Below are 26,258 nucleotides of genomic sequence, written 5' to 3' on the forward strand. Positions count from 1 at the left end.
CGCTTAAACTCCGAGATAGCGATCCTGAATTTCGGCAGAGACATCGCCGCTTCGGCCATGCCAGACGCTTTTACCGTTTTCGAGGATGACGCAGCGGTCCGCAACCGGCAAAAGCTCGGAAAGCGTCTTGTCCACCACCAGAATGGACAGGCCCTGCGACTTCAGCTGCCGGATCGCCCGCCAGATATCCTGCCGGATGACCGGAGCGAGACCTTCTGTCGCCTCGTCGAGGATCAGCAGGCGCGGATTGGTCATCAATGCGCGGCCGATCGCCAGCATCTGCTGCTCACCGCCGGACAGAGACCTGGCCATCTGCACATGCCGCTCCCCAAGGCGGGGAAACAGCCTGTTGACCTTTTCCAGCGTCCATTCGCCCGGCCTTGCGGCCGCGACGAGGTTTTCATGGACGGTGAGATTGGGAAAACAGCGGCGGCCTTCCGGCACCAGCCCGACACCGAGCCGCGCGACCTTGTAGGGCGCCAGACGTTGGGTCGGCGTGCCGGCGAAAAAGATACGGCCGGTTTTCGCAACCATCAGGTTGCAGATTGACTTGATCGTCGTCGACTTGCCCATGCCGTTGCGGCCCATCAGCGCCACGGCTTCACCTTCGGTGATCTGCAACTCGACGCCGAAAAGCGCCTGGCTGCCGCCGTAATAAGTGGTGATATCCTGAACATCCAAGAGCATCAGGCGTGGTCCCCCAGATAGGCGGTGCGCACGGTCGGGTTATTGCGGATCTCATCCACCGTGCCCGACGCGATGATCTGGCCATAGACGAGAACCGAGATGCGGTTGGCGAGCGTGAAGACGGCATCCATATCGTGTTCGACCAGCAGGATGGGCGCTTCGCCGCGCAGCGTATCAAGGAAACCGGTCAGTCTTTTCGAACCCTCCGGCCCCATGCCGGCCATCGGTTCATCCAGCAGGAAGGCCTTGGCTTCAAGCGCCAGCGCCATGGCGATTTCCAGCTGCCGCCGCTCGCCATGGGAAAGCTCTGCGGACGGCAATCGGGCGCGATCTGCCAGTCCCACCCGTTCGAGGATCGCCATTGCCGAACCGACAAGTGATGTATCGCGCATGACCGGCCTGAAGAAACCGAAACTCGACCCCTGCTTTGCCTGCACGGCCAGCATGACATTTCGCAGCGCCGAAAATTCCGGCGCCAGAGACGAGACTTGGAACGTACGTCCAAGTCCGCGCTGCGCACGTTCCGCCGTGCTCAAACCGCCGATATCCGCGCCGGCGAGACGGATCGTGCCGCTGTCTTGCCTAAGCGTGCCGCAGATCTGGTGGATCAGCGTCGACTTGCCTGCGCCGTTCGGGCCGATCAGGGCGTGGATTTCGCCCGGCCGGAGATCGAGCGTCACGCCGTCGGTCGCCCTCAAGGCGCCGAATGTCTTGACGAGATTGTCGATCTGGAGAACCGGCTCAGTCATGTTTCGCCTTTCCAGCCAGAAGACCAAGCAATCCGCCTCGGGCAAACAGCACGACGCCGAGCAGGATGAGGCCGAGGAAGAACTGCCAGCGTTCGGTCAGCCCGCCGAGTGCGAATTCGAAGGCTACATAAAGCGCTGCACCTGCGACCGGTCCGAACAGCCGGCCTGTCCCCCCCAGGATGATCAGCACAATCAGTTCGCCCGACATCTGCCAGGAGAGCATGGAGGGGCTGACGAAACGGTTGAGATCGGCATAAAGCGCGCCGGCCAGTGCGGTGATCATCGCCGAGAGGACGAAGCCGGTGAGCCTGATGCGATAGGGATGGATACCGACGGTCGCGACGCGGGTCTCGTTCTGGCGGGCAGCCTGCAAGGCCGCACCGAAGCGGGAGGCGCGGAGCATGGAAAACAGGCCGATGCCGGCGATCAGCACCGCATAACTAACGAAAAAGAAGCTGAGCGGCTTCATCGTGTTGATGCCGGGAAACTGATTGCGGACCAGGATCGACAACCCGTCCTCGCCGCCATAGGCCGGCCAGGAGATGGCAAAATAATAGACCATCTGGGCAAAGGCGAGCGTGATCATGATGAAGTAGACGCCGGAGGTGCGCAGGCTGATCGCACCGATCGCCAATGCCAGAAGACCGGCGGCAATGACTGCGACGAGCCAGATCACCGGCATCTGCACGGTGCCGGATAAACCGAAGAACATCGGCTCATAGGACAAGGCGTGGCTCGACAGAATGCCGGCGGTATATCCGCCGATGCCGAAAAAGGCGGCGTGGCCGAAGGAGACGAGGCCACCGAGACCAAGCGCCAGATTGAGGCCGAGTGCTGCCAGCGCGAGAATGGCAATGCGGGTTGCGAGCGTCACGTAAAACGGCTGGCCAAGGGCATTGGCGGCAAGCGGTGCCACAAACAGGAGAATGGCGAGCGCAAGATTGACGGTGTTTTCACGGGTCATCAACATTGTCAAACCGGGGCCTCACGCATGCGCCGGCGGGAAGAGCCCGCGCGGTTTTACGGCCAGCACGACCGCCATGACGACATAGATCAGCATCGAGGCCAGGGCCCCGCCAATCATGCCCGCCTGGGATGGGTCGACGAACAGCGCCAGCACTTGCGGCAGCAGGAGGCGTCCGAGCGTATCGGTAATGCCGACCAGCAGCGCAGCATAAAGCGCGCCCTTGATCGAGCCGATACCGCCAATGACGATAACAACGAAAGCAAGGATCAGCACCGGCTCGCCCATGCCGACCTGAACCGACTGGATCGCGCCGACCAATGCGCCGGCCAGACCTGCGAGCGCGGATCCAAGCGCGAAGACCAGCGTATAGAGTGTGCGGATATCGACACCCAGCGCGCCGATCATCTCGCGGTCATTTTCGCCGGCGCGGATGCGCATGCCGAGCCGCGTCTTGCCAATCAGGAGATAAAGCCCGAGCGCTACCAGCGCGCCAACGACGATGATCGCGAGGCGATAGACCGGATAGGTCGCGTCGCCCGGCAGGATCACTGCACCCTGCAGCAATGACGGGATATCGAGATAAAGCGGGAACGAGCCGAACAACCAGCGGGTGCCTTCTGAAAACACCAGGATCAGCGCGAAGGTCGCCAGGACCTGATCGAGATGGTCGCGGTCGTAAAGCCTGCGGACAACCGCCAGCTCGACGATCGCGCCCGCCGCGGCAGCACAGGCAAGGCTGGCAACAAGGCCGAGCCAGAACGAGCCCGTCCAGGCGGCAACAGTTGCGCAGGCGAATGCGCCAACCATGTAGAGCGAGCCGTGTGCAAGGTTGATCAGGCCCATGACGCCGAAGATCAGCGTCAGCCCGGCGGCCATGAGAAACAACATGACGCCGAGCTGGATGCCGTTCAGCAACTGCTCGAGAGCAAGTGCGATGGTCACGGACTGGCCTTAGATCTTGCAGTCTTTGGCATAGGCGTCGCCGTGATCGGTAAAGATCTTCTCGACCGTTTTGTTGGTCAGCACGCCGTCCTTCTTCACCACTTCGGTCAGGTAGATATCCTGGATCGGATGCTGGTTGGTGTTGAACTTGAATTTTCCACGCGGAGACTGAATGTCGGCCTTCAACAGTTCGGCACGGAAGGCATCCTCGTCCTTGACGCTCGCCTTGGCGGCGGCCGAGACGATCAGCTGTGCCGCATCAAAGGCCTGCAAGGCATAGATGGAGGGAAGGCGGTTATATTCCTTCTGGAAGTCGGCGACGAATTTCTTGCTGACCTCTGTATCGAAATCCGGTGCCCACTGACCGGATGCCTTGGCGCCGAGCGCCGCGTCACCGATCGCCGGCAGCACATCCTGGCTGAAGGAGAAGCCCGGGCCCATGACCGGGATCTTTACCCCCGACTGGGCGAACTGCTTCATGAAGGAAATACCCATGCCGCCGGGCAGGAAAACGAAGATGCCATCGGCGCCTGATGCCCGCATCTGGGCGCTCTCGGCGGCGTAATCGGTCTGGCCGACCTTGGTATAGACCTCGCCGGCCAGCTCGCCCTTGTAATAACGCTTGAAGCCGGTGAGCGAATCCTTGCCGGCCGGATAGTTCGGGGCAAGGATGAACATCTTCTTGTAGGTCTTGGCCGCGTATTCGCCCATTGCCTCATGCAGGTTGTCGTTCTGATAGGCGGCGTTGAAATAGAGCCTGTTGCAGCCGGCGCCGGCAAGCGCTGCGGGTGCTGCATTGGTGGAGACGTAGAATTTCCCTTGCGCAACCGCGCCCGGAACAACCGCCATCAGCAGGTTCGACCAGACGATGCCGGTCAGCACGTCGACCTGATCGCTCTGGATCATCTTGTCGGCGATCTGCACGGCGATTTCCGGCTTCTGGGCGTCGTCTTCGGTGACGACGGTAATGTCCTTGTTACCCGACTGCTTGATCGCCAGCATGAAGCCATCGCGGGTATCGACGCCGAGGCCGGCGCCACCGCCCGACAACGTGGTGATCATGCCGATCTTGAGCGGCTCGGCCATTGCCAGGCCCGATACGCCGAGGCTGAGTGCCATGGTTGCGGCTGCCAGCATATTCTTCATTGCGGTACTCCCCTTTATCGTTCCCCGGTCCTGCCCAACGTATCGCATTGCATATCGCCGCGGCGGAACAGTTACCTTCCACATTCGCGCGAAAACTTCCACCTCCGGTACAGCGATTCCAGCATTGAAAGGCTCATTTCGGCAGAGATGGCAATCTCCTCCCGGCAAGGTTGCGCCGCCTGCCGTCCTATCGCTCACAATCGAGGGAACGTGGCCTCGACCGCAGTGTTTTAATCTTTCGAGACCGCAGCTTAGCGGTATGTAAGACGAAGCAGGACCGGCAAGGAGAGACGCATGCGCCACAAGATCATCGACTGGGACGACGCCTATGCCAACGGGATCAACATTGCCCAGGGCGATCGCTGGCCGGGCGCGTGGGTTGAGCCGGCAAAGGATTATCGCGAGCGCATGGCGGCCACGGGCCAGGCAAGGCTCGGCCTCTCCTATGGCGACAGGCCACGCAACCGTTTCGACCTGTTTCTGCCCGCCGGTGATCCGATCGGCCTCGTCGTCTTCGTCCATGGCGGTTTCTGGATCGGGCTTGACAACAGCTACTGGTCGCATCTCGCCCATGGCGCGGTGGAGACGGGTTATGCGGTGGCGATACCCGGATATACGCTCGCACCGGAAAACCGGATTTCCGACATTACTCGGGAGATCGGCAAGGCGATCGAGGCTGCCGCCGACATCGTCTCCGGGCCGATCCGGCTTGCCGGACATTCGGCCGGCGGGCATCTGGTCACTCGCATGGCCAGCGCCACCTCGCCACTTGCCGAAGACGTGCGCAAGCGGATCGTCAAGGTCGTGTCGATTTCCGGCGTTCATGACCTTCGCCCGATCATGAACACCAAGATGAACGCCAAGCAGCGGATCGACGCGGAAGAAGCCTATCTGGAAAGCCCGGCGCTGCTTGAACCTTTTCCCCGCAGCCGGGTCATCTGCTGGGTGGGTGCTACCGAGCGGTCCGAGTTTCTGCGCCAGAACGCCCTGCTCGCCAATATCTGGAAAGGTCTCGGCGCCGAGACGGAGTGTATCGAAGAGCCCGACCGCCACCATTTCAACGTGCTCGACGGGCTTGTCGATCCGCATCACCCGCTGACCGAAGCGCTTCTTTCCTGACAGCTTTATAGCGACGCGGCGGCGCGCGCGGCCTGGTCGTATTGGCCGGACAGAGCCCGCAGCCGTGCCGCGACATCCGACAACATGTCGGCGGACACCTCGGTGGCCAGCACGGATTTCACCAGCAGGCTTTCGCGCATCGTCTTGTAGCGGGCGCAGGCAGCGGCACCGGCCTCGGTCACCATGACCAGCTTTTCCTTGCCGCGACGGCCGGACCTGATCAGCTTCAGCCGTTCCAGTTTTTTCAGCGCATAGGTGACGAGGTGGGTATCCTCGATGTTGAGCACGAGCGCGATATCGGCCAGCGTCTTCGGCTTGTTGCGGCTGTTGATATTGTGCAGCACAAGGATGTCGATGAAGGACAGGTCGGGCACGCCGGCGGCTGCCATGCAGCGCACGATCCAGCGGCTGAAGGCATGATTGAGCATCACCAAGCCGAACTCTATCTCGGACAAGGCGGGAAGCGCACCGCTTGCCAGATGTTCCGAAGAGACGATCGGGCCAAGGCTATCTTTCGGTTCTGACATGGTCTCCTCCGGGAAAAGATGCGCCGCGATAGGACCCGGCGCGGCGCATCTCAAATCACATCTTCTTGTAGGCGTCGAGAATAGCCTGGCCATCGGCACTGGCCTTTTTAGACCAGTCTTCGGTGAGCTTGGCACCCACTTCGGACAGGCCGGTCTTCAGCTCGGCGGAAGGTTCGAGAACCTGCATACCGTTCTTCTTCAACGTGTCCATGTAGGATTGCGTCCTTTCGGCAGCGAGCGCCCAGCCGCGGGTTTCGGCAGCGGCTGCGGCATCCGTCACGGCCTTCTGGACGGCCGGGTCAAGGGCGGTGAAGGCGGCCTTGTTGACGAAGATGACGTTCTTCGGGATCCACGCCTGGGTGTCGTAATAATGAGTAAGCGATTCCCAGATCTTTGAATCGACGCCGGTTGCCGACGAAGTCATCAGGCCGTCGACGACGCCGGTTGCAAGCGCCTGCGGCAGTTCGGCCGCCTGGACGGTGACCGGCTGGGCGCCGACGATTTCGGCGATGCGAGACGTGCCGACGTTGTAAGCGCGCCATTTCAGGCCCTTCAGGTCGGCAACAGAGTTGACGTCCTTCTTGGTGAAGATGCCCTGCGGCGGCCATGGCGTGGTGTAGAGAAGCTTGAGGCCCTGCTTGTCGAGTGCCTGTTCGATGGCGGGCTTGGAGGCGGCATAAAGCTTCTTCGACTGTTCGAAGCTTGTCGCAAGGAATGGCACCACATCGAGGCCGAAGACCGGGTTTTCGTTTTCATGCAGCGACAGCAGAACTTCGCCGACCTGCGCCTGGCCGGTCTGGACGGCGCGCTTGATATCCGGCGCCTTGAACAGCGACGCATTGGGATGGACGGTGATCTTCAGCTCGCCCTTGGTCGCTTCGTCGATATCCTTGGCGAACTGGTTGAGGTTTTCGACATGGTAGTTTGCCGGCGGATAGGCGGACGGCAGGACCCAGTTGGCGGCCAAGGACGGAGCGGTGGTGGCGAGAAGGGTTAAGCCAGCAAGGCCCCATCGCGCAAATTTGGCAGTGACGTTCATGGTGTTCAGTTCCCTCTCTGTTGTTATCCCGGAAACGCCATTCTCGGCAGGACCATCACGATATCCGGGAAGACCGTGATGATGGCGACTGTCGCCACGAGCAGGAAGAAGAAGGGCAGCGAGGCCTTCGCCACCGTCAGGCTGTCGCGGCCGCTCATCGTCTGGAGGACGAAGAGGTTAAAGCCGACCGGCGGTGAGACCTCGGCCATTTCGACGATCAGGACGAGGAAGATGCCGAACCAGACAAGGTCAAACCCGGCCTGTTCGATCATTGGCAGAACGACGACGGTGGTCAGCACGATCATCGACAGGCCATCGAGGGCGGCACCGAGCAGGATATACATCACCGTCAGCACGGCAATCAGCGCGTAAGGGCTCAGGTGGAAGCTGTCGACCCATTCGGCCAGCGCATTGGGAATGCCGGTATAACCCATGGCGATCGACATGAAACCGGCGCCGGTCAGGATCAGCATGATCATGCAGGTGAGCCGGGTTGCCCCCATCACGCTGTCCCAGAAGGATTTCCAGGTCAGCGAGCGCGACCAGGCTGCAATGCCGAGCGAACCGAGCACGCCCCAGGCGGCGCATTCCGTCGCGGTTGCCCAGCCGAGCATGAGGGTGGCGAAAACGAGAATGATCAGCAGGGAGACCGGAATGAGATTGGCCGATTCCTTCAGCTTTTCCTTAAAACTCATCTTCGGCGGAGCCGGCGGCGTCTTGTCCGGATTGAGCAGCGACCAGATGGCGATGTAACCGCAATAAAGCACCATGACGATGGCGCTCGGCAGGAAGCCGGCCAAAAAGATCTGGATGATCGAGACATTGGCCGCCACCGCATAAACGACCATGGTGATCGATGGCGGAATGAGGATACCGAGCGTGCCGGCACCGGCGAGCGAACCGAGGCTGACCATTTCGTCATAACCGCGCTTCTTCAGTTCCGGCAGGGCGATCTTGGCGATCATGGCCGTGGTTGCGGCGGAAGAGCCGGAGATCGAGCCGAACAGGCCGCAGCCGAGAACATTGACATGCATGAGCCGGCCCGGAAGCCAGCCGAGCCAGGGCGCCAGGCCACGGAACATTTCTTCCGACAATTTTGTCCTGAACAGGATTTCGCCCATCCACACGAAAAGCGGCAGGGCCGCGAGCGACCAGGAGGCGCCGTTGCTCCAGGAATTGGTGGCAAGCACTGCCCCGACCGGGATGCCCGGCATGAACAGCATGGCAATGAAGCCGCAGATCAGCAGCGAAAAACCGATCCACACGCCGCTTGCCAGAAGCGCCAGAAGGGCAACCAGAATGATGCCCGAGATTTCGACAAGTTCAACTGTACCCATGTGATCAGGCCCCGCTCTGGATGGCGCGTTCGATGGCTTCCTCGGCCGTTTCCGGCGCCGGCTTCTCGTAGCGGGGGAAACCGCCGAACAGGACATGAAGAAGCTCGTCGACCATGGCGATTGCAAGAATGACCAGGCCGGCGGAAAAACCGATCTGCGGGATCCAGAGCGGCATGGCGATGACGCCCTGGGCGAGGTCGTTGAACTCGAAGGAGGTGCGGTTCATGTCGAAGGCGTACCAGGCGAAATAGATCGCCGCGGCAGAGCCGATCAGAAGGGCGGATATCTCGAACAGCTGGCGGGTCCTGCCGGTCATTCGCTCGACGAGCAGGCCAACGCGGATCATCTCGCCGGAACGGAACGTGTGGGCAAGACCGAGAAAGGCCGAGGCCGCCATGGCCCAGGAGGCGAAATCGTCACCGGCCGGGACATCGATGCCAAGCGGCCGACCGGCCGACAGAGCCAGCATGATGACGAAGATGGCAACGAGGAAGGCACCGGCCAGCCAGCCGGAAACGAGATAGAGCCCGTCGAGCCCCTTGCGGAGCCATTGGGGGAAAATGCTGTGGCGTGGATCAACGGTGGACACGGCTTGCCCTCCGCTCGAAAATGCGGAAATCGCTCATATGGCTTCCCCTCGGTTGCCGTTGCGGACGAGGCTCTACGGCCACTTTGCCCGTTCGATAGGCATGATGCCGTAATAGGCATTTTCCTGTCAATCAATCATTGACGTTTTATCGACGAAATGTTTTCGTTTGCGCAAATCAAGCTTTTTGAGGGGCGGAACATGGCTATCGATGCGACCGGTGCGACTGCCGGGAAATGGGATTTCTGGATCGATCGCGGTGGCACATTCACCGATATCGTCGGCCGCAAGCCGGATGGAACGCTTGTCGCCCACAAGGTTCTTTCCGAAAATCCCGAGGCTTACCGGGATGCAGCGGTGCAGGGCATCCGTGAGCTTCTGGGCGTTGCGGCTGGCAAACCGATCCCCTCCGGTCTGATCGGTGCGGTGAAGATGGGTACAACGGTTGCCACCAACGCGCTTCTGGAGCGCAAGGGGGAGAAGACGCTGCTGGTCACCACGCGTGGTTTCCGCGACGCGCTTGAAATCGGCTATCAGGCCCGTGCCGACATCTTTGCCAAGAAAATCCTCAAGCCGGAACTGCTCTACAGTGCCGTGGTCGAGGTCGATGAGCGTGTGCGTGCCGATGGTGCGGTCGAGGCCGCGCCGGATGAAGCTAATGTTCGCGACGATCTGCAGGCGCAGTTCGAGGCCGGTTATCGCGCCATCGCCATTGTCTTCATGCACGCCTATCGTTACCCGGCTCACGAAAAACTGGTAGCAAGGATTGCCGGTGAGATCGGTTTCACCCAGATTTCCGTCAGCCACGAGGTTTCGCCGCTGATCAAGCTGGTCGGGCGTGGCGATACGACCGTGGTCGATGCCTATCTGTCACCGATCCTACGCCGTTATGTCGAGCAGGTGGCGACGGAACTCGGCGCCGACGCGAATGCCGGTGGTGAAGACGGTCCGCAGCTGATGTTCATGCAATCCTCTGGCGGGCTTACCGCCGCGCGGCTGTTCCAGGGCAAGGATGCGATCCTGTCCGGTCCCGCCGGCGGCGTGGTCGGTGCGGTGGAAACCTCGCGGCTTGCCGGGTTCGACCGAATGGTCGGTTTCGACATGGGCGGCACATCCACCGACGTTTCCCACTATGACGGCGAGCTGGAACGTTCCTTCGAGACGGAAGTGGCGGGTGTGCGCATGCGCGCGCCAATGATGTCGATCCACACGGTGGCAGCCGGCGGCGGCTCGATCCTGCATTTCGAGAATGGCCGTTTTCGCGCCGGACCGGATTCGGCCGGCGCCAATCCCGGCCCGAAGGCCTATCGCCGCGGCGGACCACTGACCGTCACCGACGCCAATGTGATGCTCGGCAAGCTGTCGCCCGATCTCTTCCCGAAAATTTTCGGACCCAACCGCGATGAGCCGCTCGATGCGGATGCGGTGCGCACGGCTTTCGAGGAGATGGCGCAGGTGGTCGGCGACGGCCGCACGCCGGAACAGGTAGCCGACGGATTCCTCGCCATCGCAGTGGAAAACATGGCCAATGCGGTCAAAAAGATCAGCGTCCAGCGCGGTTATGACGTCACCCATTATGCACTGACCTGCTTCGGCGGCGCCGGCGGCCAGCATGCCTGCCTGACGGCTGACGCACTCGGCATTTCGACCGTGCTGATCCATCCCTTCTCCGGCATTCTTTCGGCCTATGGGATGGGGCTTGCCGATATCCGCGCCACCCGCCAGCGCACGGTTTCGCAAGGCCTTGCCGCGGCGCTCGCCTCGCTTGCCCCGGTTCGTGACGAGCTGACGGCGGCAGTGCTCGGCGAAATGAAAAGCCAGAGCGTGGCGGACGACGATACGGACGTGCTGCACCGCGCCCATCTACGCTATCAGGGCACGGATACGACATTGTCCGTTACTGTTTCCGATGCGGCGGATATGACTGCCGCCTTCGAAACCGCCCACAAAAAGCAGTTCGGCTTCATCTTCGAGAATCGCGAGATCATTTTCGAAGCCTATGAAGTCGAGGCGATCGGCGGCGGGGCGGACAGTTCGGAGCCGGAATTTTCGCTCGACGAAACTTCCCCGGCGTCGGCGGAAGCCACACGGTTCTTCTCGGGCGGCGCATGGCGTGAGGCTCCCATTTATCGCCGCGCAGACATCACGCCGGGCGCCCGCGCCAATGGACCCTGCCTGATCGTCGAACCGCATCAGACGATCGTGGTCGAAGACGGCTGGGCCTTCGAGATCACCAGATTGAACCATGTCGTTTTGAAGCGTGTCGCGGAACTGTCCCGCGCCAAGGCGGTCGGTACGCAGGCCGATCCGGTTCTGCTCGAAGTCTTCAACAACCTGTTCATGTCGATTGCCGAACAGATGGGCGTGACGCTGCAGAACACCGCCTCCTCGGTCAATATCAAGGAGCGGCTGGATTTCTCCTGCGCCGTGTTCGACGAAAACGGCGCGCTGGTGGCGAACGCCCCGCATATGCCGGTGCATCTCGGCTCGATGGACCGTTCGGTGGAAAGCGTGATCGCCCAAAACAAGGGCAAGATCCGCCCCGGCGATGTGTTTGCGCTGAATGCCCCTTATAATGGTGGCACGCATCTGCCGGATATCACCGTCGTGACGCCGGTCTTCGATGACGCAGGCAAGGGCATCCTCTTTTATGTCGCCTCACGCGGCCATCATGCCGATGTCGGCGGCACGGCGCCGGGTTCGATGACGCCGCTTGCGACGACCGTCGACGAAGAGGGCGTGCTGTTCGACAACGTGCTGCTGGTCGATCGCGGCCGGTTCGACGAGGCGGGCATTACCAATCTTCTGTCCGACCACCCCTACCCTGCCCGCAATGTCGCCCAGAATGTTGCGGACCTGCGCGCCCAGATCGCCGCCAACGAAAAGGGCGTGCATGAAATGCGCAAGATGATCGCGCAATTCGGGCTTCCCGTGGTGCAGGCCTATATGGGCCACGTGCAGGACAATGCGGAGGAAAGCGTGCGCCGGGTGCTCGAAAAACTCAGCGACGCCGAATTCTCCTACGCCACCGACCAGGGCAGCACGATTGAAGTGAAGATTTCGATCGATCGGGAAAAACGCGAGGCAATTGTCGATTTTACCGGCACGAGCGCGCAGAAGAAGAACAATTTCAATGCTCCGGAGCCGGTCACGCGGGCGGCGGTCCTCTATGTCTTCCGGGTCATGGTGGAAAGCTCGATCCCGATGAATGCGGGATGCCTGAAGCCGATCAAAATCATCGTGCCGGAGGGCTCGATGCTGAAGCCGCAATATCCGGCAGCCGTCGTCGCCGGCAATGTCGAGACATCGCAGCATGTAACCAACGCGCTTTTCGGTGCTTTGGGAGCGATTGCGGCCAGCCAGGGAACGATGAACAATCTCACCTTCGGCAACGCGACCTACCAGTATTACGAGACGCTGTGCTCCGGCTCTCCGGCCGGACAGTTCAACGATGGCAGCGGTTTTGCCGGCACGGATGCGGTGCATGTCCACATGACCAATTCCCGCCTCACCGACCCGGAAATCCTCGAAACGCGCTACCCGGTGCTGCTCGAAGATTTCCACATCCGCGAAAACTCCGGCGGCAAGGGCGCATTTTCGGCCGGAGACGGAACGAAACGGACGATCCGTTTCCTCGAGAAGATGGATTGCGCCATCCTCTCGTCGCACCGGACAATCCGGCCACACGGGCTTTCAGGCGGCGGCGAGGGCGAGCTCGGGCTCACCTCCGTTCGCCGTCTCGACGGCTCGGTCGAGGAGCTTGCCGGATGCGCCCAGACGCTGATCGAGGCGGGCGAAGCGGTCACCGTGGTAACGCCGACGGCCGGCGGTTACGGCAAGGCGTAACCGCCGTTCCGTTTGCGGCGAAAGACAGCGCAAGCAGAACTTGTGACGAATCCCCGCCGGGACTACCGTCCCGGTTCAGACGTCCCCCGGTGGCACCCCTATCCGACGTCATGCTCGGGCCCGCTCCGAGCATCTGCAACACGCGACGCAAGTCGGCGTGGGTAGATGCTCGACACAAGTCCGAAGATGACGAAGAGAAGGAAGCGGCCTGATGGATAAGCTGAGCCGGAGGCAACGCCCCGGCTTTTCTCGCTTTTGAGGCCGGCCGGGAATGACCATCGAAGACCGCCAGTATCGCCTAGGTGTGATCTATGTCGCGCTGTCGGCGCTGGCATGGTCGCTGTCGGGCATTTTCATGCGTTCGATCTCGGCCGATCTGCCAACGATCATCTTTCTGCGCGGTCTGGTTTCAGGCACCGCAACGCTGATGTTCTTCTTTTATCTCGAAGGCATTCCGCGCGGCCTGAAAATCCTGAAAAAGATGCGCGGGCCGACGCTGCTCGCGACGCTGTTTTCCGCCGGCAGCATGATTTCCGGTCTCGGTTCGATCTATTACACCTCGGTTGCCGATGCGATGGTGATCTATGCGACCGTTCCTTTTGTCACCGCCGGTGTCGCCTTCCTCGTCATTCGCGAAAAGGCCAGCCGCTCGACGCTGATTGCCAGTGCCATCGCCTTTTCAGGCGTTGCCGTGATGCTGACCGATGCAAGCGGCGGCGGCTCGATGCTCGGCAAGGGGCTCGCCGCGATCATGACGCTGACGGTTGCAGCACTTGCCGTCGTCATGCGCCAGCACCGCGATGTGCCGATGATCCCAGCCATGGCGTTTTCCGCCTATCTGTGTTCGCTGACCACCTTCTTCTTCGCCAGCCCCGGTACTGCCACGGGAAACGATATCGTGCTGATCCTTTTGTTCGGCGTCGTGCAGAATGCGATCGGCCTCATACTCTATACGTTTGGCGCCAGATGGATCCCTGCTGCCGATGCCAGTCTCCTGATCGCGCTGGAAGTGCCTTTGACGCCGCTCTGGGTGTGGATCTTCATGGCGGAAGTGCCGCCATCGGCAACTTTGATCGGCGGGCCTATCGTGCTCGTTGCGCTTTTCGGGCATATCTTCGTCGAATTCCGACGCAGCCGTGGTCCACTCCCGGCGACGCCGCAGCCCGGCCTGTAGAAACGGGCCTCCAAACGAAGAGCGCATGACGAAGACAATCGCGATTATCGGCGGCGGCCCGGCAGGGTTGATGGCCGCTGAAGTGCTTTCCGCAACGGATCACACCGTTACCGTCTATGACGCGATGCCGACATTTGCGCGAAAATTCCTGCTTGCCGGTAAATCCGGGCTGAACATTACTCATTCGGAAGAGTTTTCGCGCTTCACAGACCGTTTCGGCTCCTCGTCCGCATATCTACGGCCAGCGCTGGATGCCTTCACACCGGACGACGTTCGCGCATGGGCGGCCGGGCTCGGCTCCGATACATTCGTCGGGACATCCGGGCGTGTCTTTCCGACGGCGATGAAAGCCTCGCCGCTTCTGCGCGCTTGGCTGAAGCGGCTGGAAGCGCAAGGTGTCTCGCTCAAAGCCCGGCATCGCTTTACCGGATTTAACGGCGATCGGCTTCACTTCGAGGCGCCGGAGGGCGAAATCGCCATCCAGCCGGATGCGGTGCTTCTGGCACTCGGTGGCGCAAGCTGGCCCCGTCTCGGATCGGATGCCGCCTGGATGCCATGGCTGAGAGACCGGGGTATCGCGGTCCGTGACCTGCAGCCGGCCAATTGCGGCTTCGATACGAACTGGAGCGATGTCTTCGTCGAACGGTTTGCCGGCGCGCCGTTGAAATCGGTTTCGACCACGTCGGATGCCGGCACCTATCCGGGCGAGTTCGTCGTCTCCCGGCATGGGATCGAGGGAAGTCTGGTCTATGCCCATTCGGCAGCTTTGCGCGATCGTCTGGCACGGGATGGCCATGCAGCATTGACCGTCGATCTGATGCCGGGCCGCACACGTGAACGTCTCATCCGCGATCTTTCTCGACAGGAGGCCAAAACGAGTTTTTCCAACCGGCTGCGCAAGGGTGCCGGGCTCGACGGCGTCAAGGCGGCGCTTCTGCGCGAACTCGTAACCGACACCAACCGAATGGCGGCGGAGCCACTGGCAGATCTCATCAAGGCCCTGCCCATCCCGCTTCTTCGTCCCCGCCCGATCGCAGAGGCGATCTCCTCCGCCGGCGGCATTTCCTGGAGCGCGCTTAATCCGGATTACATGCTGACGGCCAGGCCCGGGCTGTTTGCGGCCGGCGAGATGATCGACTGGGAGGCGCCGACCGGCGGTTACCTTCTGACCGCCTGTCTTGCGACCGGGAGGGCCGCGGCACGCGGCATCGGGCGCTGGCTGGAAAACAGCTGATTTCGACAGGACAGCCAACAACGCCTAGTCTCTATTGTCCTGGATCAATGTCCGGCGAAAATTCCCGCGCAGGATAACGTAGAAGCACCCCATCTCACATCAGTCCAGATGACCCGTCAGCGACGTCGACACATTATCCGCAGAAGGCGGACAACAACCGGTCTGGCGCTTGTCGCCGCCATTTCCTTCATCGCCGGCATGACGGACGCGGTGGGCCTTATCCTGTCCGGCGATTTCGTCTCATTCATGAGCGGCAACACGACCCGCGCGGCAATCTCGTTCGCCGAGGGCGACTACAGCCATGCCCTGACACTGTTTGCCGCGCTGTGGATCTTCATCCTCGGCAATGCGCTCGGTATCGTGCTTGCTCACACGCTGTCGGCGCGGCGCGCCTTCGTCGTCCTTTCCACGGTGGCGATCCTGCTTGCCGGCGCCTCGGCCGTGCCGGCCGATCATATCCGGGCGCAATTTTATCTTGTCGTGCTCTCGATGGGCCTGATCAACGCCACGGTCGAGCAGATCGAGGGACTGCCGATCGGTCTCACCTATATTACCGGGGCGCTATCCCGTTTCGGCCGTGGAATCGGCCGGTTCATCATCGGCGACCGTAACCCGAGGGGCTGGCTGATCCAGTGCGTGCCCTGGACCGGAATGGCCTGCGGTGCCATTTCCGGCGCCTTCCTCACCCAGCATATGGGCAGCCACGCGCTGTGGATCGTCTCGCTGGCAACCATCGCCGTCGCACTCGCCACCGCAGCGCTTCCAAGGCCACTGCACCTGCATTTCCAGCAACCGATCGTTCACGCCCGCCGCGACACGCTGTAAGCTACCGGCGAATCGAATTCGCGAGCGAGCATGTTCCTGATTTCCAAGCTGTTCTGGGTGTTCGCCCAACCGCTTTCCATCGCCTTTCTGCTGACGACCCTGGCGACGATCCTGGCTCTTTCCGGCTGGCGCCGGTTGGGCGGCCTGTCGTCGCTGCTTGCCGCCATGCTGCTGTTCGTCACGCTGTTCACGACCGCGGGCAGCGTCGCGCTGCAGATCCTCGAGGCACGGTTTGCCAAGCCGCAAACCGAACCGGCGGATGTCGCCTGCGTTATCGTGCTTGGGGGTGCCTTTGACAACGAGATCAACACGGCCCGTGGCGGCATGGAGCTCAACCAGTCAGCCGACCGGTTTGTCGAGGCACTGCGGCTTGCCCGCAATTACCCTCAGGCGCGCATCCTGGTTTCAGGCGGAGACGGGTCGATCAGCGGCACGTTCGAGGGCGAAGCGCAGACCGCGGAGCGCTTCTTCTCGGCCTTCGGCATTTCGTCCGACAGGCTGATCAAGGACAATACATCCCGCACCACCTATGAGAACAGCCTCAACACGGCCGGGCTGCTGAAGGCGCAGGGGCTGGAAAACTGCCTGCTGGTCACCTCGGCCTTCCATATGCCGCGTTCGGTCGGGCTGTTCGCCAAGGCCGGGATCGCGGTCACACCCTGGCCGGTGGATTACCGGACAAGCGGCATCGAACATCTTTCCCTCGACTTCACCCAGCCGGCACTCAATGCCCAGATCGGCACGACGGCCGTGCGCGAATGGATGAGCCTGACGGCGTATTATCTGACCGGCCGGATCGGCAGCATCTTTCCTGGATAGCTATTTCCTGGAGATCGTGACGAATTTTGTGCCCCTGACGCGCACCCGCATTTCGCAGGGCTCGGCGTCGGTGCGATCGCAGAAGCGCGGATGCATCTTGAACATGAAGACCATGTTGCCGAAATACTGGACGAAATCGTAGCCATAGACCTGGGCGGTGGCGACCAGGATGTAGCCGCCCTCCTTGGCCTGGACATAGAAATTCTGCGGGCAGCCGTCGGCATTGCATCGGGGGCCGCGCACGCCGTCGCAGGTCAAGGCGCTGTGATCGACAACGAGATCCTGGATGTTGTCGTTGTTGATATCGAAGCGCTTGATGAAATCGGGACCAAAATCGACAGTCTTGCAGCTCTTCTGGAAAAAGCCCTTCTCAAAGGCTTCCGGGTCCGGCACGAGCTGCTGCTGTGCGGCAGCCATGACCGGCATCAATGCCAAAAAAGCGATTGCCTGAATTATCGCGACCAGGTGTTTTTTCACGGGTCTCACCAATAAGACGAAATTGATCTGTTCATGATGCGCCCACGCGGATGACGTGCGCTGGCAGCACGGAATATACCCTCCTTAGGCTCAGGCACTTGCGCGACGCTGGAGAACACCATGTCCCTGCTGATGATACTCGACTACGCGGGCGTTGCGCTGTTTGCCGCAACAGGAGCGCTTGCCGCATCACGCAAGGAACTCGATTTCATCGGCTTCCTGTTCTTTGCGGCCGTCACCGGGCTCGGCGGCGGCACGATCCGCGACATGGTGCTCGGACGGCCGGTCTTCTGGATCATGGATCCGACCTATGTGCTCGTCGGGGTGATCGCCGGAGCGTTCGTGTTCTTTTCGGCGCATCGGGTCGAATGGCGTTATCGGCTGCTGATCTGGCTCGATGCGATCGGGCTTGCAGCCTATAGCGTGCTTGGCGCCGCCAAGGGCATGGCTGCAACCGGTTCTCCGACGATTGCCATCGTCACCGGCGTGATGACCGGGGCACTCGGCGGCGTGTTGCGCGACGTGTTGGCCAACGAACCTTCGGTTCTGCTGCGACCCGAAATCTACATAACGGCGGCGCTTGCAGGTGCAAGCGCGTTCACCGCCGCTCACGCCATCGGCCAGCCGCTGATCGTCAGCGCCGGCTTCGGAGCCGTCATCGCATTTGCCTTACGTGGCGGTGCAATTCACTACGGCTGGATGCTGCCGCGATACAAGTCGCGACCGGGCCGCCCGCCCGAAGAGGCGATGCGACCTCCTAAACGGAAAAAAAGAAAGACCTAGGAACGTTTTTCGCGCAGGCGGATGACGACATCCACATGGGCGATCTCCATACCTTCCGGAGGCTCGGGGAGGTTTCCGATTTCAAGATTGCCGATCGGAACATCCAGCACTTCGTTGCGCCCTTCGACGAAGAAATGGTGGTGATCCGAGGTATTCGTGTCGAAATAGGTCTTGGCGCCTTCGACAGCGAGAACGCGGATAAGGCCCGCCTCGGTGAACTGGTGAAGCGTGTTGTAGACGGTTGCCAAAGATACCGGCACGCCGGCCAGAATTGCCTCTTCGTGCAATTCCTCGACGGTCAGGTGACGATCTCCCTTGGCGAAGAGAAGATCTCCCAAAGCAACCCGCTGCCGCGTCGGGCGCAGGCCGTAATGGCGCAATTTCACTTCGATTTGGGGCACGGCTTCAGCCATAAGGGTCCTGGAACTCCGCAACTCGCGATACTTCTTGAGTTTCGGATATAACTTTTGCTGCACAACGTTTCAACAGTTTACCGCGTCGGATGCGCGCGCAACGCGTCAAATCTTCGGATTTTATGCCCTCACCTCTGGTTTGCACGCCTCCGTTCCTATATGCGGACTGACAAAACGACGTTCCAGGGCGAGAAAACCCCGAGCCTGGAAGGTTGAACGCTTCAATTCCGGCAGGGCTTGCTCTAAAGCTGCCGCCGACATAGCGATCATAGGGGGATGCGGAATTCGATGACCACCAGACAGTCCAGCTACGCTTACGAAGACATTATCGCCTGTGCACATGGCGACCTCTTCGGACCAGGTAATGCACAATTGCCATTGCCGCCCATGCTGATGGTTCACCGTATTACGGATATTTCGGAAACCGGCGGCGCTTTCGACAAGGGCTATATCCGTGCCGAATACGACGTCAAACCCGACGACTGGTATTTTCCCTGCCACTTCGAAGGCAACCCGATCATGCCGGGCTGCCTCGGCCTTGACGGCATGTGGCAGCTGACCGGATTTTTCCTCGGCTGGCTCGGCGAACAAGGCCGCGGCATGGCCCTGTCGACCGGCGAAGTGAAGTTCAAGGGCATGATCCGCCCGCATACCAAGCTTCTGGAATACGGTATCGACTTCAAGCGGGTGATGAAGGGCCGGCTCGTGCTCGGCACCGCCGACGGCTGGCTGAAGGCCGATGGCGAAACCATATATCAGGCGAGCGACCTGCGCGTCGGTCTGTCCAAGGAAAAGACCGCCTGAGATAAAACTTAGGCGACCTCAAGGAAACAAAAGGGTTAGATAAGATGAGACGGGTAGTTGTCACGGGCCTCGGTATCGTGTCCTCGATCGGAAACGACGCGGCCGAAGTCACCGAATCCTTGCGGCAGGCAAAGTCCGGCATTTCCTTTTCCCCCGACTTCGCCGAGCACGGCTTCAAGTGCCAGGTGTGGGGAAAACCGAATATCGACACGACGGACCTTGTCGACCGCCGCGCCATGCGCTTTCTCTCCCAGGGCGGTGCGTGGAACCACGTCGCCATGAAACAGGCACTCGCCGATTCGGGCCTGGAAGAAAAAGACTATAGCGAAAACGAGCGCACCGGCATCATCATGGGCTCCGGCGGTCCCTCGACCCGTACCCTGATCGAAGCCGCCGACATCACCATCAAGAACACCAGCCCGAAGCGTATCGGCCCGTTCGCCGTGCCGAAGGCGATGTCCTCGACGGCGTCCGCCACGCTCGCCACCTGGTTCAAGATCCACGGCGTCAACTACTCGATCTCGTCGGCCTGCTCGACATCCGCGCACTGCATCGGCAATGCGGCGGAAATGATCCAGTGGGGCAAGCAGGACGTGATGTTCGCCGGTGGCCACGAAGATCTCGACTGGACCATGTCGAACCTGTTCGACGCCATGGGCGCCATGTCGTCCAAGTATAACGACCAGCCGCAAACCGCCTCGCGTGCCTATGACGCCAACCGCGACGGCTTCGTCATCGCCGGCGGTGCAGGCGTTCTGGTTCTGGAAGAACTGGAACATGCCAAGGCCCGCGGCGCCAATATCTACGCCGAGATCACCGGTTATGGCGCAACGTCCGACGGTTACGACATGGTCGCACCGTCCGGCGAAGGCGCCATCCGCTGCATGCGCCAGGCGCTTGCCACGGTGAAGGGCGAGGTCGACTACATCAACACTCACGGCACGTCCACGCCGGTGGGCGACAGCAAGGAAATCGGCGCGATCCGCGAAGTCTTCGGGACCAAGATCCCGCATATCCAGTCGACCAAGTCGCTGACCGGCCATTCGCTGGGCGGTGCCGGCGTGCAGGAATCGATCTACGGCCTGTTGATGATGCAGGCAGGCTTTATCGGCGAAAGCGCGCATATCGAGACGCTCGACCCGGAATTCGAAGGCGTGCCGATCGTCCGCAGCCGTATCGACAATGCCAAGATCGACACCATCCTTTCCAACTCCTTCGGGTTCGGCGGCACCAACGCCACGCTCGTGTTCCAGCGCTATAACGGATAAACCATGACAGGTATCATGCAGGGAAAACGCGGCCTGATCATGGGGGTCGCCAACAACCATTCGATCGCCTGGGGCATTGCCAAGGCGCTTGCCGCCCAGGGCGCGGAAATCGCCTTCACCTACCAGGGCGATGCACTCGGCAAGCGGGTCAAGCCGCTCGCCGCCGAACTTGGCTCGGATCTGGTCATTCCCTGTGACGTCGAGGATATCGCATCGGTCGATGCGACATTCGCTGCTCTCAAGGAGCGCTGGGGCTCGATCGACTTCCTCGTTCACGCCATCGGCTTTTCCGACAAGAACGAGCTGAAAGGCCTTTACGCCGACACGACGCGCGAGAATTTCTCCCGCACCATGGTGATCTCCTGTTTCTCCTTCACCGAGATCGCCAAGCGTGCCGCCGAACTGATGCCAAACGGCGGCTCGATCCTGACGCTGACCTATAACGGCTCGCAGCGGGTCATTCCGAACTACAACGTCATGGGCGTCGCCAAGGCAGCTCTGGAAGCCTCCGTGCGCTATCTGGCAGCCGATTACGGCCCGCGTGACATCCGCGTCAACACGATCTCTGCAGGCCCGGTTCGCACGCTTGCCGGCGCCGGCATTTCCGACGCCCGCGCGATCTATACCTGGAACCAGCAGAACGCGCCGCTGCGCCGGACACCGACGATCGAGGATATCGGCGGTTCGTCGCTTTATCTGCTGTCGGATCTTTCGCGCGGCGTCACCGGCGAAGTCCATTATGTCGATGCCGGCTACAGCATCACATCGCTGCCGACACTGGATCGCCTGCGCAAGGCCGACGTCGAGTAAGCTTCTGAAACTTATCGCTGAAGGGCGTGCGCATCATGATGCGCACGCCCTTCTTGCGTTTTTGAAGCAAACCAACTAATATGGGGGCAGTTTGGAGCTACCCATGGAGCGGAATAGCCAGAAGATCATCGCGAGATTGAAGCGCGAAGGTTTCGAGCTGGTCTCCGTGAAGGGATCACATCATAAGTTCCGCAATGGCTTTCGAACGATCATCGTTCCGCATCCGAAGAAGGATCTGCCGCTGGGCACGGCGTCGGCCATTGCCAAGCAGGCAGGTTGGATTTGAAGGCAAGCACATGAAGCATTTCATCGCGCTCGTACACAAGGATGAAGGTAGCTCCTTCGGCGTCAGCTTCCCGGATCTGCCGTCCGTCTTTTCCGCTGCCGATGGCGAGGATGATCTCATTGCCAACGCGATCGAGGCCTTGCGCCTCTGGGCCGAGGACGAACAGTTACCGCGTCCTTCAACCTACGAACAGGTGACGGAACGCGAGGACATACGCGTCGAGCTGGCAACCGGAGCCTTCCTCGTGCGCATTCCTTACATCGAGGATGATACGCGCGTTGTGCGTGCCAATGTCACCTTCGAGAAGGGAATGCTCGACGCGATCGATTTTGCGGCCCGCGAACGCGGCCTGACACGTTCCGCATTCCTCGCAAGCGCGGCCCGCAAGGATATAGAGGCGGCCTGATCAGCGCATGACTTTCAGGTCAGCGGCCGCCTGGGCATTGCCGGCCGCCGCAGCCTCTTTAAGCAGAGCCAAGGCTTTTGCCGGATTTTCGGCTTCAATCAGATGGGCCAGCTTCCACTTGGCCCAGGGATCGTTGGTCTTCGGCAGGCTGAGTTCGAAATAGCGCCGCGCAAGCGCGGAATCCCGCTGCATGCCGTCGCCATCGGCAAGCATGAAACCGAGCATGTGATAACCCCAGATATTGCCGTTGTCGGCCGCCAGCCGGTACCAGATCGCGGCTATCCGCGCGTCGGCCTGAACGCCGATCCCCTTCTGGTAGCACCAGCCGACCTTGAGTTGGCCGTGCATGTCGCTCCTGGCGGCAGCCTTCATATACCAATAGAAAGCCTGAAACGGGTCTGGGAGCAGGCCCCAGCCGTTCTCGTAGATCTCTGCGAGCTTGTAGGCCGCGGCCGGATTGCCCTTTTCGGCAGCAAGCCGGAAGTAATGCGCGGCAAGCCTCAGATCGTCCTTGCCCCGGGTTTTGCGCTCCTGATGAAGCTCGGCGGCATTATACCATTCCCAGGTGATGCGGGCAGCATCTGCCGAAACAACGCTGGCCGAGACCAGCAGGACCGCTAAACCTGCAACAAGCCTTTTCATTGCCGTGCCCCAACACCACTCGATACAACTCTAGTTTGCACACAGTGATGCTGGCAAGGGCAATCGGTCGGCCTAGCGGGGGCAGAAAATTACTTGCGGCCCCAGAGAACCTTGAACTTGGCGTTGCGGCAGGTCTCGCCGTATTCGCGGAAGGCTTCGGCGAGAACCGACTCGTAGGGCAGGCCGCGATTGGCGACCATCATCAGGCGGCCACCCTGCTTCAGGGCGCCGGCCGCCGTGCGGATCATCGTGCGGCCGAGTTCAGGATCAGCAGCCTGCGCCTCGTGGAAAGGCGGGTTCATGATCACGAGGTCGTATTTTTCCTTTGGCGGCTCTGCTGCGAGATCCTGCCAGAAGAAACGGGCCTCGAGATCCGGGCAATTGTGGGCGATGTTCTGCCTGGCGAATTCCAGCGCCCGATGGTCGGCTTCGAAGAGATCGATGCGGTGGACCCGCGGAGACTTCTCCGCCAGCATGACGGAGAGATAACCCCAGCCGGCCCCGAAATCGGCAACATTGCCATCGAAATCGGTCGGGAAACGGCCTGCAAGAAGCTCGGAACCTGCGTCGACGCGCTCATGGGAGAACATGCCGGGGGCTGCCTGGAACCGGCCTTCGACCGTCACGGCCGTCTTCTTCAGCGCCTTGATGGCATCGCTTGCATCTTCCGGCCGGCCGAACCAGATCGCCAGGCCATGATATTTCGGCGCGTAGTCGAGAATGATGCCGAGCTTCAAAAGCATGGTGCGCAGCGGCTGGACACCATCCTCCTTGCCGCCTGCAATAACGATCAGGCCGCCGACCTTCACGCGTGCCAGGGCCTCGGCAATACGGTTTTCGTTTTCGCCGCGATGTTTGCCGCAAAGAACCAGAGCGCCGTCGTAATCGTCACCTTCAGGCTCAGGAAAGGCGTTGTCGCGCAGGGCGCGAAACAGCGGGCGGAAAGGCTGTACGAAGGTAATGTCCGCATCGAACCCTTCCGGCCGGGCATTGCCGGCCTCGGCGCCCAGAAAAATCACCCGCTCGTCCTTGCCGGGCATCGGCACGGCGTCGGTGACAAAGGGATGGAAGAGGGTTTTCAGGGCGTCGCGGCTCATGGTCGGCTTTCGGCGGAGGTTTAATGGTTAGGATAAAGAAAGGGCGCGGAAGAGCAAACTCCCGCGCCCCTGTCCTTCAATGAAGAAGGATTTACTCAGCGGCAGCGTCGCCTTCGGCGCGCTTGACTTCCTGGCCGGTGGCCTGGTCGACGACCTTCATCGACAGGCGAACCTTGCCGCGCTCGTCAAAGCCCATCAGCTTGACCCAGACCTTGTCGCCTTCCTTGACGACGTCCTGGGTCTTGGCAACGCGCTCGGAAGCGAGCTGCGAGATGTGCACGAGGCCGTCACGGGCGCCGAAGAAGTTGACGAAAGCGCCGAAATCGGCGGTCTTTACAACAGTGCCTTCGTAGATGGCGCCGACTTCTGGTTCTGCAACGATCGAGTGGATCCACTTGCGGGCCGCTTCGATTTCCTTGCCGGAAGAAGACGCGATCTTGACGGTGCCGTCGTCTTCGATGTTGATCTTGGCGCCGGTCTTTTCGACGATTTCGCGGATGACCTTGCCGCCCGAACCGATGACTTCACGGATCTTGTCGACCGGGATGTTCATCACTTCGATGCGCGGTGCAAATTCGCCGAGCTGCGAGCGGCCTTCGGTGATGGCATTGGCCATTTCGCCGAGGATGTGCTTGCGACCGCCCTGGGCCTGCTCGAGAGCGACCTTCATGATCTCTTCGGTGATGCCGGCGATCTTGATGTCCATCTGCAGCGAGGTGATGCCGTCGGCAGTACCTGCAACCTTGAAGTCCATGTCGCCGAGGTGGTCTTCGTCGCCGAGGATGTCGGAGAGAACGGCAAAACGTTCACCTTCGAGGATCAGGCCCATGGCGATACCGGCGACCGGCTTTGCCAAAGGAACGCCTGCATCCATCAGGGCGAGCGAGGTGCCGCAGACGGTTGCCATCGAGGACGAGCCGTTCGACTCGGTGATCTCGGAGACGACGCGCAGCGTGTAGGGGAACTGCTCTGGCGACGGCAGCATCGGACGGATAGCGCGCCAGGCGAGCTTTCCGTGACCGATTTCGCGGCGGCCCGGGGAGCCCATGCGGCCGGTTTCGCCAACCGAGTAGGGAGGGAAGTTGTAATGGAGCAGGAAGCGCTCCTTGTACATGCCCGTCAGGCTGTCGACGTACTGTTCGTCTTCACCGGTGCCGAGCGTGGCGACAACGATTGCCTGCGTTTCACCGCGGGTAAACAGTGCCGAACCGTGGGTGCGCGGCAGCAGGCCGACTTCGGAGACGATCGCACGAACGGTCGACAGGTCACGGCCGTCGATACGGCTCTTGGTGTCGAGGATGTTCCAGCGAACGATCTTCGCCTGCAGGTGCTTGAAGGTCGCGCCGATCACTTCGGCGGTGTATTTCGGCTCGACGCCTTCCGGGAAGAAATGCGCCTTGACCTTTGCCTTGACGGCGTCGACCGCAGCGTAGCGTTCAGCCTTCTGGGTGTTCTTGTAGGCGGTGCGCAGTTCGGCTTCGAAATGCTTGAGCATCTCAGCTTCGAGCTCGGAATGATCTTCCGGCTGGAAATCGCGGGGTTCCTTGGCGGCAACTTCGGCGAGCTTGATGATCGCGTCGATGACCGGCTGGAAACCCTTGTGGCCGAACATGACGGCGCCGAGCATGACTTCTTCGTTGAGTTCCTTGGCTTCCGACTCAACCATCAGGACGGCGTCCTGGGTACCGGCGACAACGAGATCGAGAACCGATTCGTCCATCTCGTCGAGATGCGGGTTGAGGACGTATTCGCCGTTGATGTAGCCGACGCGTGCGCCGCCGACCGGGCCCATGAAGGGAACGCCGGAGAGCGTCAGGGCAGCCGAAGCGGCAACCATCGACAATACGTCCGGATCGTTTTCAAGGTCGTGCTGGACGACGGTGACGACGACCTGGGTGTCGTTCTTGTAGCCTTCCGGGAAGAGCGGGCGGATCGGGCGGTCGATCAGGCGGGAAACCAGGGTTTCCTTTTCCGACGGACGACCTTCGCGCTTGAAGTAACCGCCAGGGATCTTGCCGGCGGCATAGGTCTTTTCCTGGTAGTTGACGGTCAGCGGGAAGAAGTCCTGGCCCGGCTTCGGCGCCTTGGCCGAAACGACGGTGGCGAGAACGACGGTTTCGCCGTAGGTGGCGAGGACCGCGCCGTCAGCCTGGCGGGCGATCTTGCCCGTTTCCAGCTTCAGCGTACGGCCGGCCCATTCGATTTCGACGGAGTGGGTATTGAACATATGTTGTCCTTTAATGCGGGAGCACGCGCAGTGCCGATAGCCAGGCGC

General features: G+C 61.1%; 26 protein-coding genes. 12 read left to right on the forward strand and 14 right to left on the reverse strand.

Annotated elements, in window-relative coordinates; genetic code table 11:
• Nucleotides 1–3: 3 nt before the first annotated feature.
• The 5 genes from AC2GXZ_RS11635 to AC2GXZ_RS11655 are packed head-to-tail and all read right to left on the reverse strand — an operon-like array spanning nucleotide 4 to nucleotide 4,491.
• Nucleotides 4–690, reverse strand: coding sequence for an ABC transporter ATP-binding protein (locus tag AC2GXZ_RS11635; protein WP_483759422.1), 687 nt, complete (start codon nucleotides 688–690; stop codon nucleotides 4–6).
• Entirely contained in the window at nucleotides 687–1,436 is a 750-nt protein-coding gene (locus AC2GXZ_RS11640; RefSeq protein WP_483759292.1) for an ABC transporter ATP-binding protein, read from the reverse strand. The genes AC2GXZ_RS11635 and AC2GXZ_RS11640 overlap by 4 nt, the downstream gene beginning before the upstream one ends.
• Nucleotides 1,429–2,400, reverse strand: a complete 972-nt coding sequence (locus AC2GXZ_RS11645) for a branched-chain amino acid ABC transporter permease (protein WP_483759293.1) — start codon at nucleotides 2,398–2,400, stop codon at nucleotides 1,429–1,431. The genes AC2GXZ_RS11640 and AC2GXZ_RS11645 overlap by 8 nt, the downstream gene beginning before the upstream one ends.
• Nucleotides 2,401–2,421: 21 nt before the next feature.
• Nucleotides 2,422–3,345, reverse strand: coding sequence for a branched-chain amino acid ABC transporter permease (locus AC2GXZ_RS11650; RefSeq protein ID WP_483759294.1), 924 nt, complete (start codon nucleotides 3,343–3,345; stop codon nucleotides 2,422–2,424).
• 9 nt (nucleotides 3,346–3,354) lie between these two features.
• Nucleotides 3,355–4,491, reverse strand: a complete 1,137-nt coding sequence (locus tag AC2GXZ_RS11655; RefSeq protein WP_483759295.1) for an ABC transporter substrate-binding protein — start codon at nucleotides 4,489–4,491, stop codon at nucleotides 3,355–3,357.
• A 294-nt stretch (nucleotides 4,492–4,785) separates the two neighbouring features.
• On the opposite strand from AC2GXZ_RS11655, the gene AC2GXZ_RS11660 reads away from it, so the two are divergent.
• Nucleotides 4,786–5,610 (forward strand): alpha/beta hydrolase, encoded by an 825-nt coding sequence (locus AC2GXZ_RS11660; RefSeq protein ID WP_483759296.1) that lies wholly within the window; start codon nucleotides 4,786–4,788, stop codon nucleotides 5,608–5,610.
• 5 nt (nucleotides 5,611–5,615) lie between these two features.
• Here the strand turns inward: AC2GXZ_RS11660 and AC2GXZ_RS11665 are convergent, their stop codons facing one another.
• The 4 genes from AC2GXZ_RS11665 to AC2GXZ_RS11680 are packed head-to-tail and all read right to left on the reverse strand — an operon-like array spanning nucleotide 5,616 to nucleotide 9,102.
• Nucleotides 5,616–6,137: a winged helix DNA-binding protein gene (locus AC2GXZ_RS11665; protein WP_483759297.1), complete on the reverse strand. Its 522-nt coding sequence runs from the start codon at nucleotides 6,135–6,137 to the stop codon at nucleotides 5,616–5,618.
• Between the two features lie 55 nt (nucleotides 6,138–6,192).
• Complete coding sequence (locus tag AC2GXZ_RS11670; protein ID WP_483759298.1) at nucleotides 6,193–7,176, reverse strand: TRAP transporter substrate-binding protein; 984 nt, start codon at nucleotides 7,174–7,176, stop codon at nucleotides 6,193–6,195.
• Nucleotides 7,177–7,199: 23 nt separating this feature from the next.
• The gene (locus AC2GXZ_RS11675) at nucleotides 7,200–8,513 is read right to left on the reverse strand and encodes a TRAP transporter large permease (RefSeq protein WP_483759299.1); all 1,314 of its coding nucleotides are present in this window, start codon (nucleotides 8,511–8,513) and stop codon (nucleotides 7,200–7,202) included.
• Nucleotides 8,514–8,517: 4 nt separating this feature from the next.
• Complete coding sequence (locus AC2GXZ_RS11680; RefSeq protein WP_483759300.1) at nucleotides 8,518–9,102, reverse strand: TRAP transporter small permease; 585 nt, start codon at nucleotides 9,100–9,102, stop codon at nucleotides 8,518–8,520.
• Nucleotides 9,103–9,300: 198 nt separating this feature from the next.
• Between AC2GXZ_RS11680 and AC2GXZ_RS11685 the strand changes: the two genes are divergently transcribed.
• From AC2GXZ_RS11685 to AC2GXZ_RS11705, 5 genes are all read left to right on the forward strand, one after another.
• Nucleotides 9,301–12,945, forward strand: coding sequence for a hydantoinase B/oxoprolinase family protein (locus AC2GXZ_RS11685; RefSeq protein ID WP_483759301.1), 3,645 nt, complete (start codon nucleotides 9,301–9,303; stop codon nucleotides 12,943–12,945).
• Between the two features lie 271 nt (nucleotides 12,946–13,216).
• Entirely contained in the window at nucleotides 13,217–14,119 is a 903-nt protein-coding gene (locus tag AC2GXZ_RS11690) for a DMT family transporter (RefSeq protein WP_483759302.1), read from the forward strand.
• 25 nt (nucleotides 14,120–14,144) lie between these two features.
• A complete protein-coding gene (locus tag AC2GXZ_RS11695; protein WP_483759303.1) occupies nucleotides 14,145–15,353 on the forward strand; it encodes a TIGR03862 family flavoprotein in 1,209 nt (402 codons plus the stop codon).
• A gap of 108 nt (nucleotides 15,354–15,461) precedes the next feature.
• Nucleotides 15,462–16,178, forward strand: coding sequence for a YoaK family protein (locus AC2GXZ_RS11700; RefSeq protein WP_483759304.1), 717 nt, complete (start codon nucleotides 15,462–15,464; stop codon nucleotides 16,176–16,178).
• 30 nt (nucleotides 16,179–16,208) lie between these two features.
• Nucleotides 16,209–16,997, forward strand: coding sequence for a YdcF family protein (locus AC2GXZ_RS11705; RefSeq protein ID WP_483759305.1), 789 nt, complete (start codon nucleotides 16,209–16,211; stop codon nucleotides 16,995–16,997).
• Here the strand turns inward: AC2GXZ_RS11705 and AC2GXZ_RS11710 are convergent, their stop codons facing one another.
• Entirely contained in the window at nucleotides 16,998–17,423 is a 426-nt protein-coding gene (locus tag AC2GXZ_RS11710) for a hypothetical protein (RefSeq protein ID WP_483759423.1), read from the reverse strand.
• Between the two features lie 171 nt (nucleotides 17,424–17,594).
• Between AC2GXZ_RS11710 and AC2GXZ_RS11715 the strand changes: the two genes are divergently transcribed.
• Nucleotides 17,595–18,257 (forward strand): trimeric intracellular cation channel family protein, encoded by a 663-nt coding sequence (locus AC2GXZ_RS11715; protein ID WP_483759306.1) that lies wholly within the window; start codon nucleotides 17,595–17,597, stop codon nucleotides 18,255–18,257.
• Here the strand turns inward: AC2GXZ_RS11715 and irrA are convergent.
• Nucleotides 18,254–18,670, reverse strand: coding sequence for an iron response transcriptional regulator IrrA (irrA, locus tag AC2GXZ_RS11720; protein ID WP_483759307.1), 417 nt, complete (start codon nucleotides 18,668–18,670; stop codon nucleotides 18,254–18,256). The two genes, AC2GXZ_RS11715 and irrA, sit on opposite strands and share 4 nt — an antisense overlap.
• 288 nt (nucleotides 18,671–18,958) lie before the next feature.
• Between irrA and fabA the strand changes: the two genes are divergently transcribed.
• From fabA to AC2GXZ_RS11745, 5 genes are all read left to right on the forward strand, one after another.
• On the forward strand, nucleotides 18,959–19,474 hold the full coding sequence (gene fabA / locus AC2GXZ_RS11725) for a 3-hydroxyacyl-[acyl-carrier-protein] dehydratase FabA (protein WP_483759308.1): 516 nt from the start codon (nucleotides 18,959–18,961) through the stop codon (nucleotides 19,472–19,474).
• A gap of 44 nt (nucleotides 19,475–19,518) precedes the next feature.
• Nucleotides 19,519–20,742 (forward strand): beta-ketoacyl-ACP synthase I, encoded by a 1,224-nt coding sequence (gene fabB / locus AC2GXZ_RS11730; protein WP_483759309.1) that lies wholly within the window; start codon nucleotides 19,519–19,521, stop codon nucleotides 20,740–20,742.
• Between the two features lie 3 nt (nucleotides 20,743–20,745).
• Nucleotides 20,746–21,552 (forward strand): enoyl-ACP reductase FabI, encoded by an 807-nt coding sequence (gene fabI / locus AC2GXZ_RS11735; protein WP_483759310.1) that lies wholly within the window; start codon nucleotides 20,746–20,748, stop codon nucleotides 21,550–21,552.
• Nucleotides 21,553–21,655: 103 nt separating this feature from the next.
• Complete coding sequence (locus tag AC2GXZ_RS11740; protein WP_483759311.1) at nucleotides 21,656–21,838, forward strand: type II toxin-antitoxin system HicA family toxin; 183 nt, start codon at nucleotides 21,656–21,658, stop codon at nucleotides 21,836–21,838.
• A 10-nt stretch (nucleotides 21,839–21,848) separates the two neighbouring features.
• Nucleotides 21,849–22,244, forward strand: a complete 396-nt coding sequence (locus AC2GXZ_RS11745; protein ID WP_483759312.1) for a type II toxin-antitoxin system HicB family antitoxin — start codon at nucleotides 21,849–21,851, stop codon at nucleotides 22,242–22,244.
• Here AC2GXZ_RS11745 and AC2GXZ_RS11750 read toward each other — a convergent pair whose 3' ends face one another.
• The 3 genes from AC2GXZ_RS11750 to pnp all read right to left on the reverse strand — a co-directional run bounded on the left by AC2GXZ_RS11750 (nucleotide 22,245) and on the right by pnp (nucleotide 26,210).
• A complete protein-coding gene (locus tag AC2GXZ_RS11750; protein WP_483759313.1) occupies nucleotides 22,245–22,886 on the reverse strand; it encodes a tetratricopeptide repeat protein in 642 nt (213 codons plus the stop codon).
• An 89-nt stretch (nucleotides 22,887–22,975) separates the two neighbouring features.
• On the reverse strand, nucleotides 22,976–23,983 hold the full coding sequence (locus tag AC2GXZ_RS11755) for a class I SAM-dependent methyltransferase (RefSeq protein WP_483759314.1): 1,008 nt from the start codon (nucleotides 23,981–23,983) through the stop codon (nucleotides 22,976–22,978).
• Between the two features lie 91 nt (nucleotides 23,984–24,074).
• Nucleotides 24,075–26,210 (reverse strand): polyribonucleotide nucleotidyltransferase, encoded by a 2,136-nt coding sequence (gene pnp / locus AC2GXZ_RS11760; RefSeq protein ID WP_483759315.1) that lies wholly within the window; start codon nucleotides 26,208–26,210, stop codon nucleotides 24,075–24,077.
• Nucleotides 26,211–26,258: the final 48 nt, after the last annotated feature.

Source organism: Aliirhizobium sp. YIM B11859, from assembly GCF_057163345.1.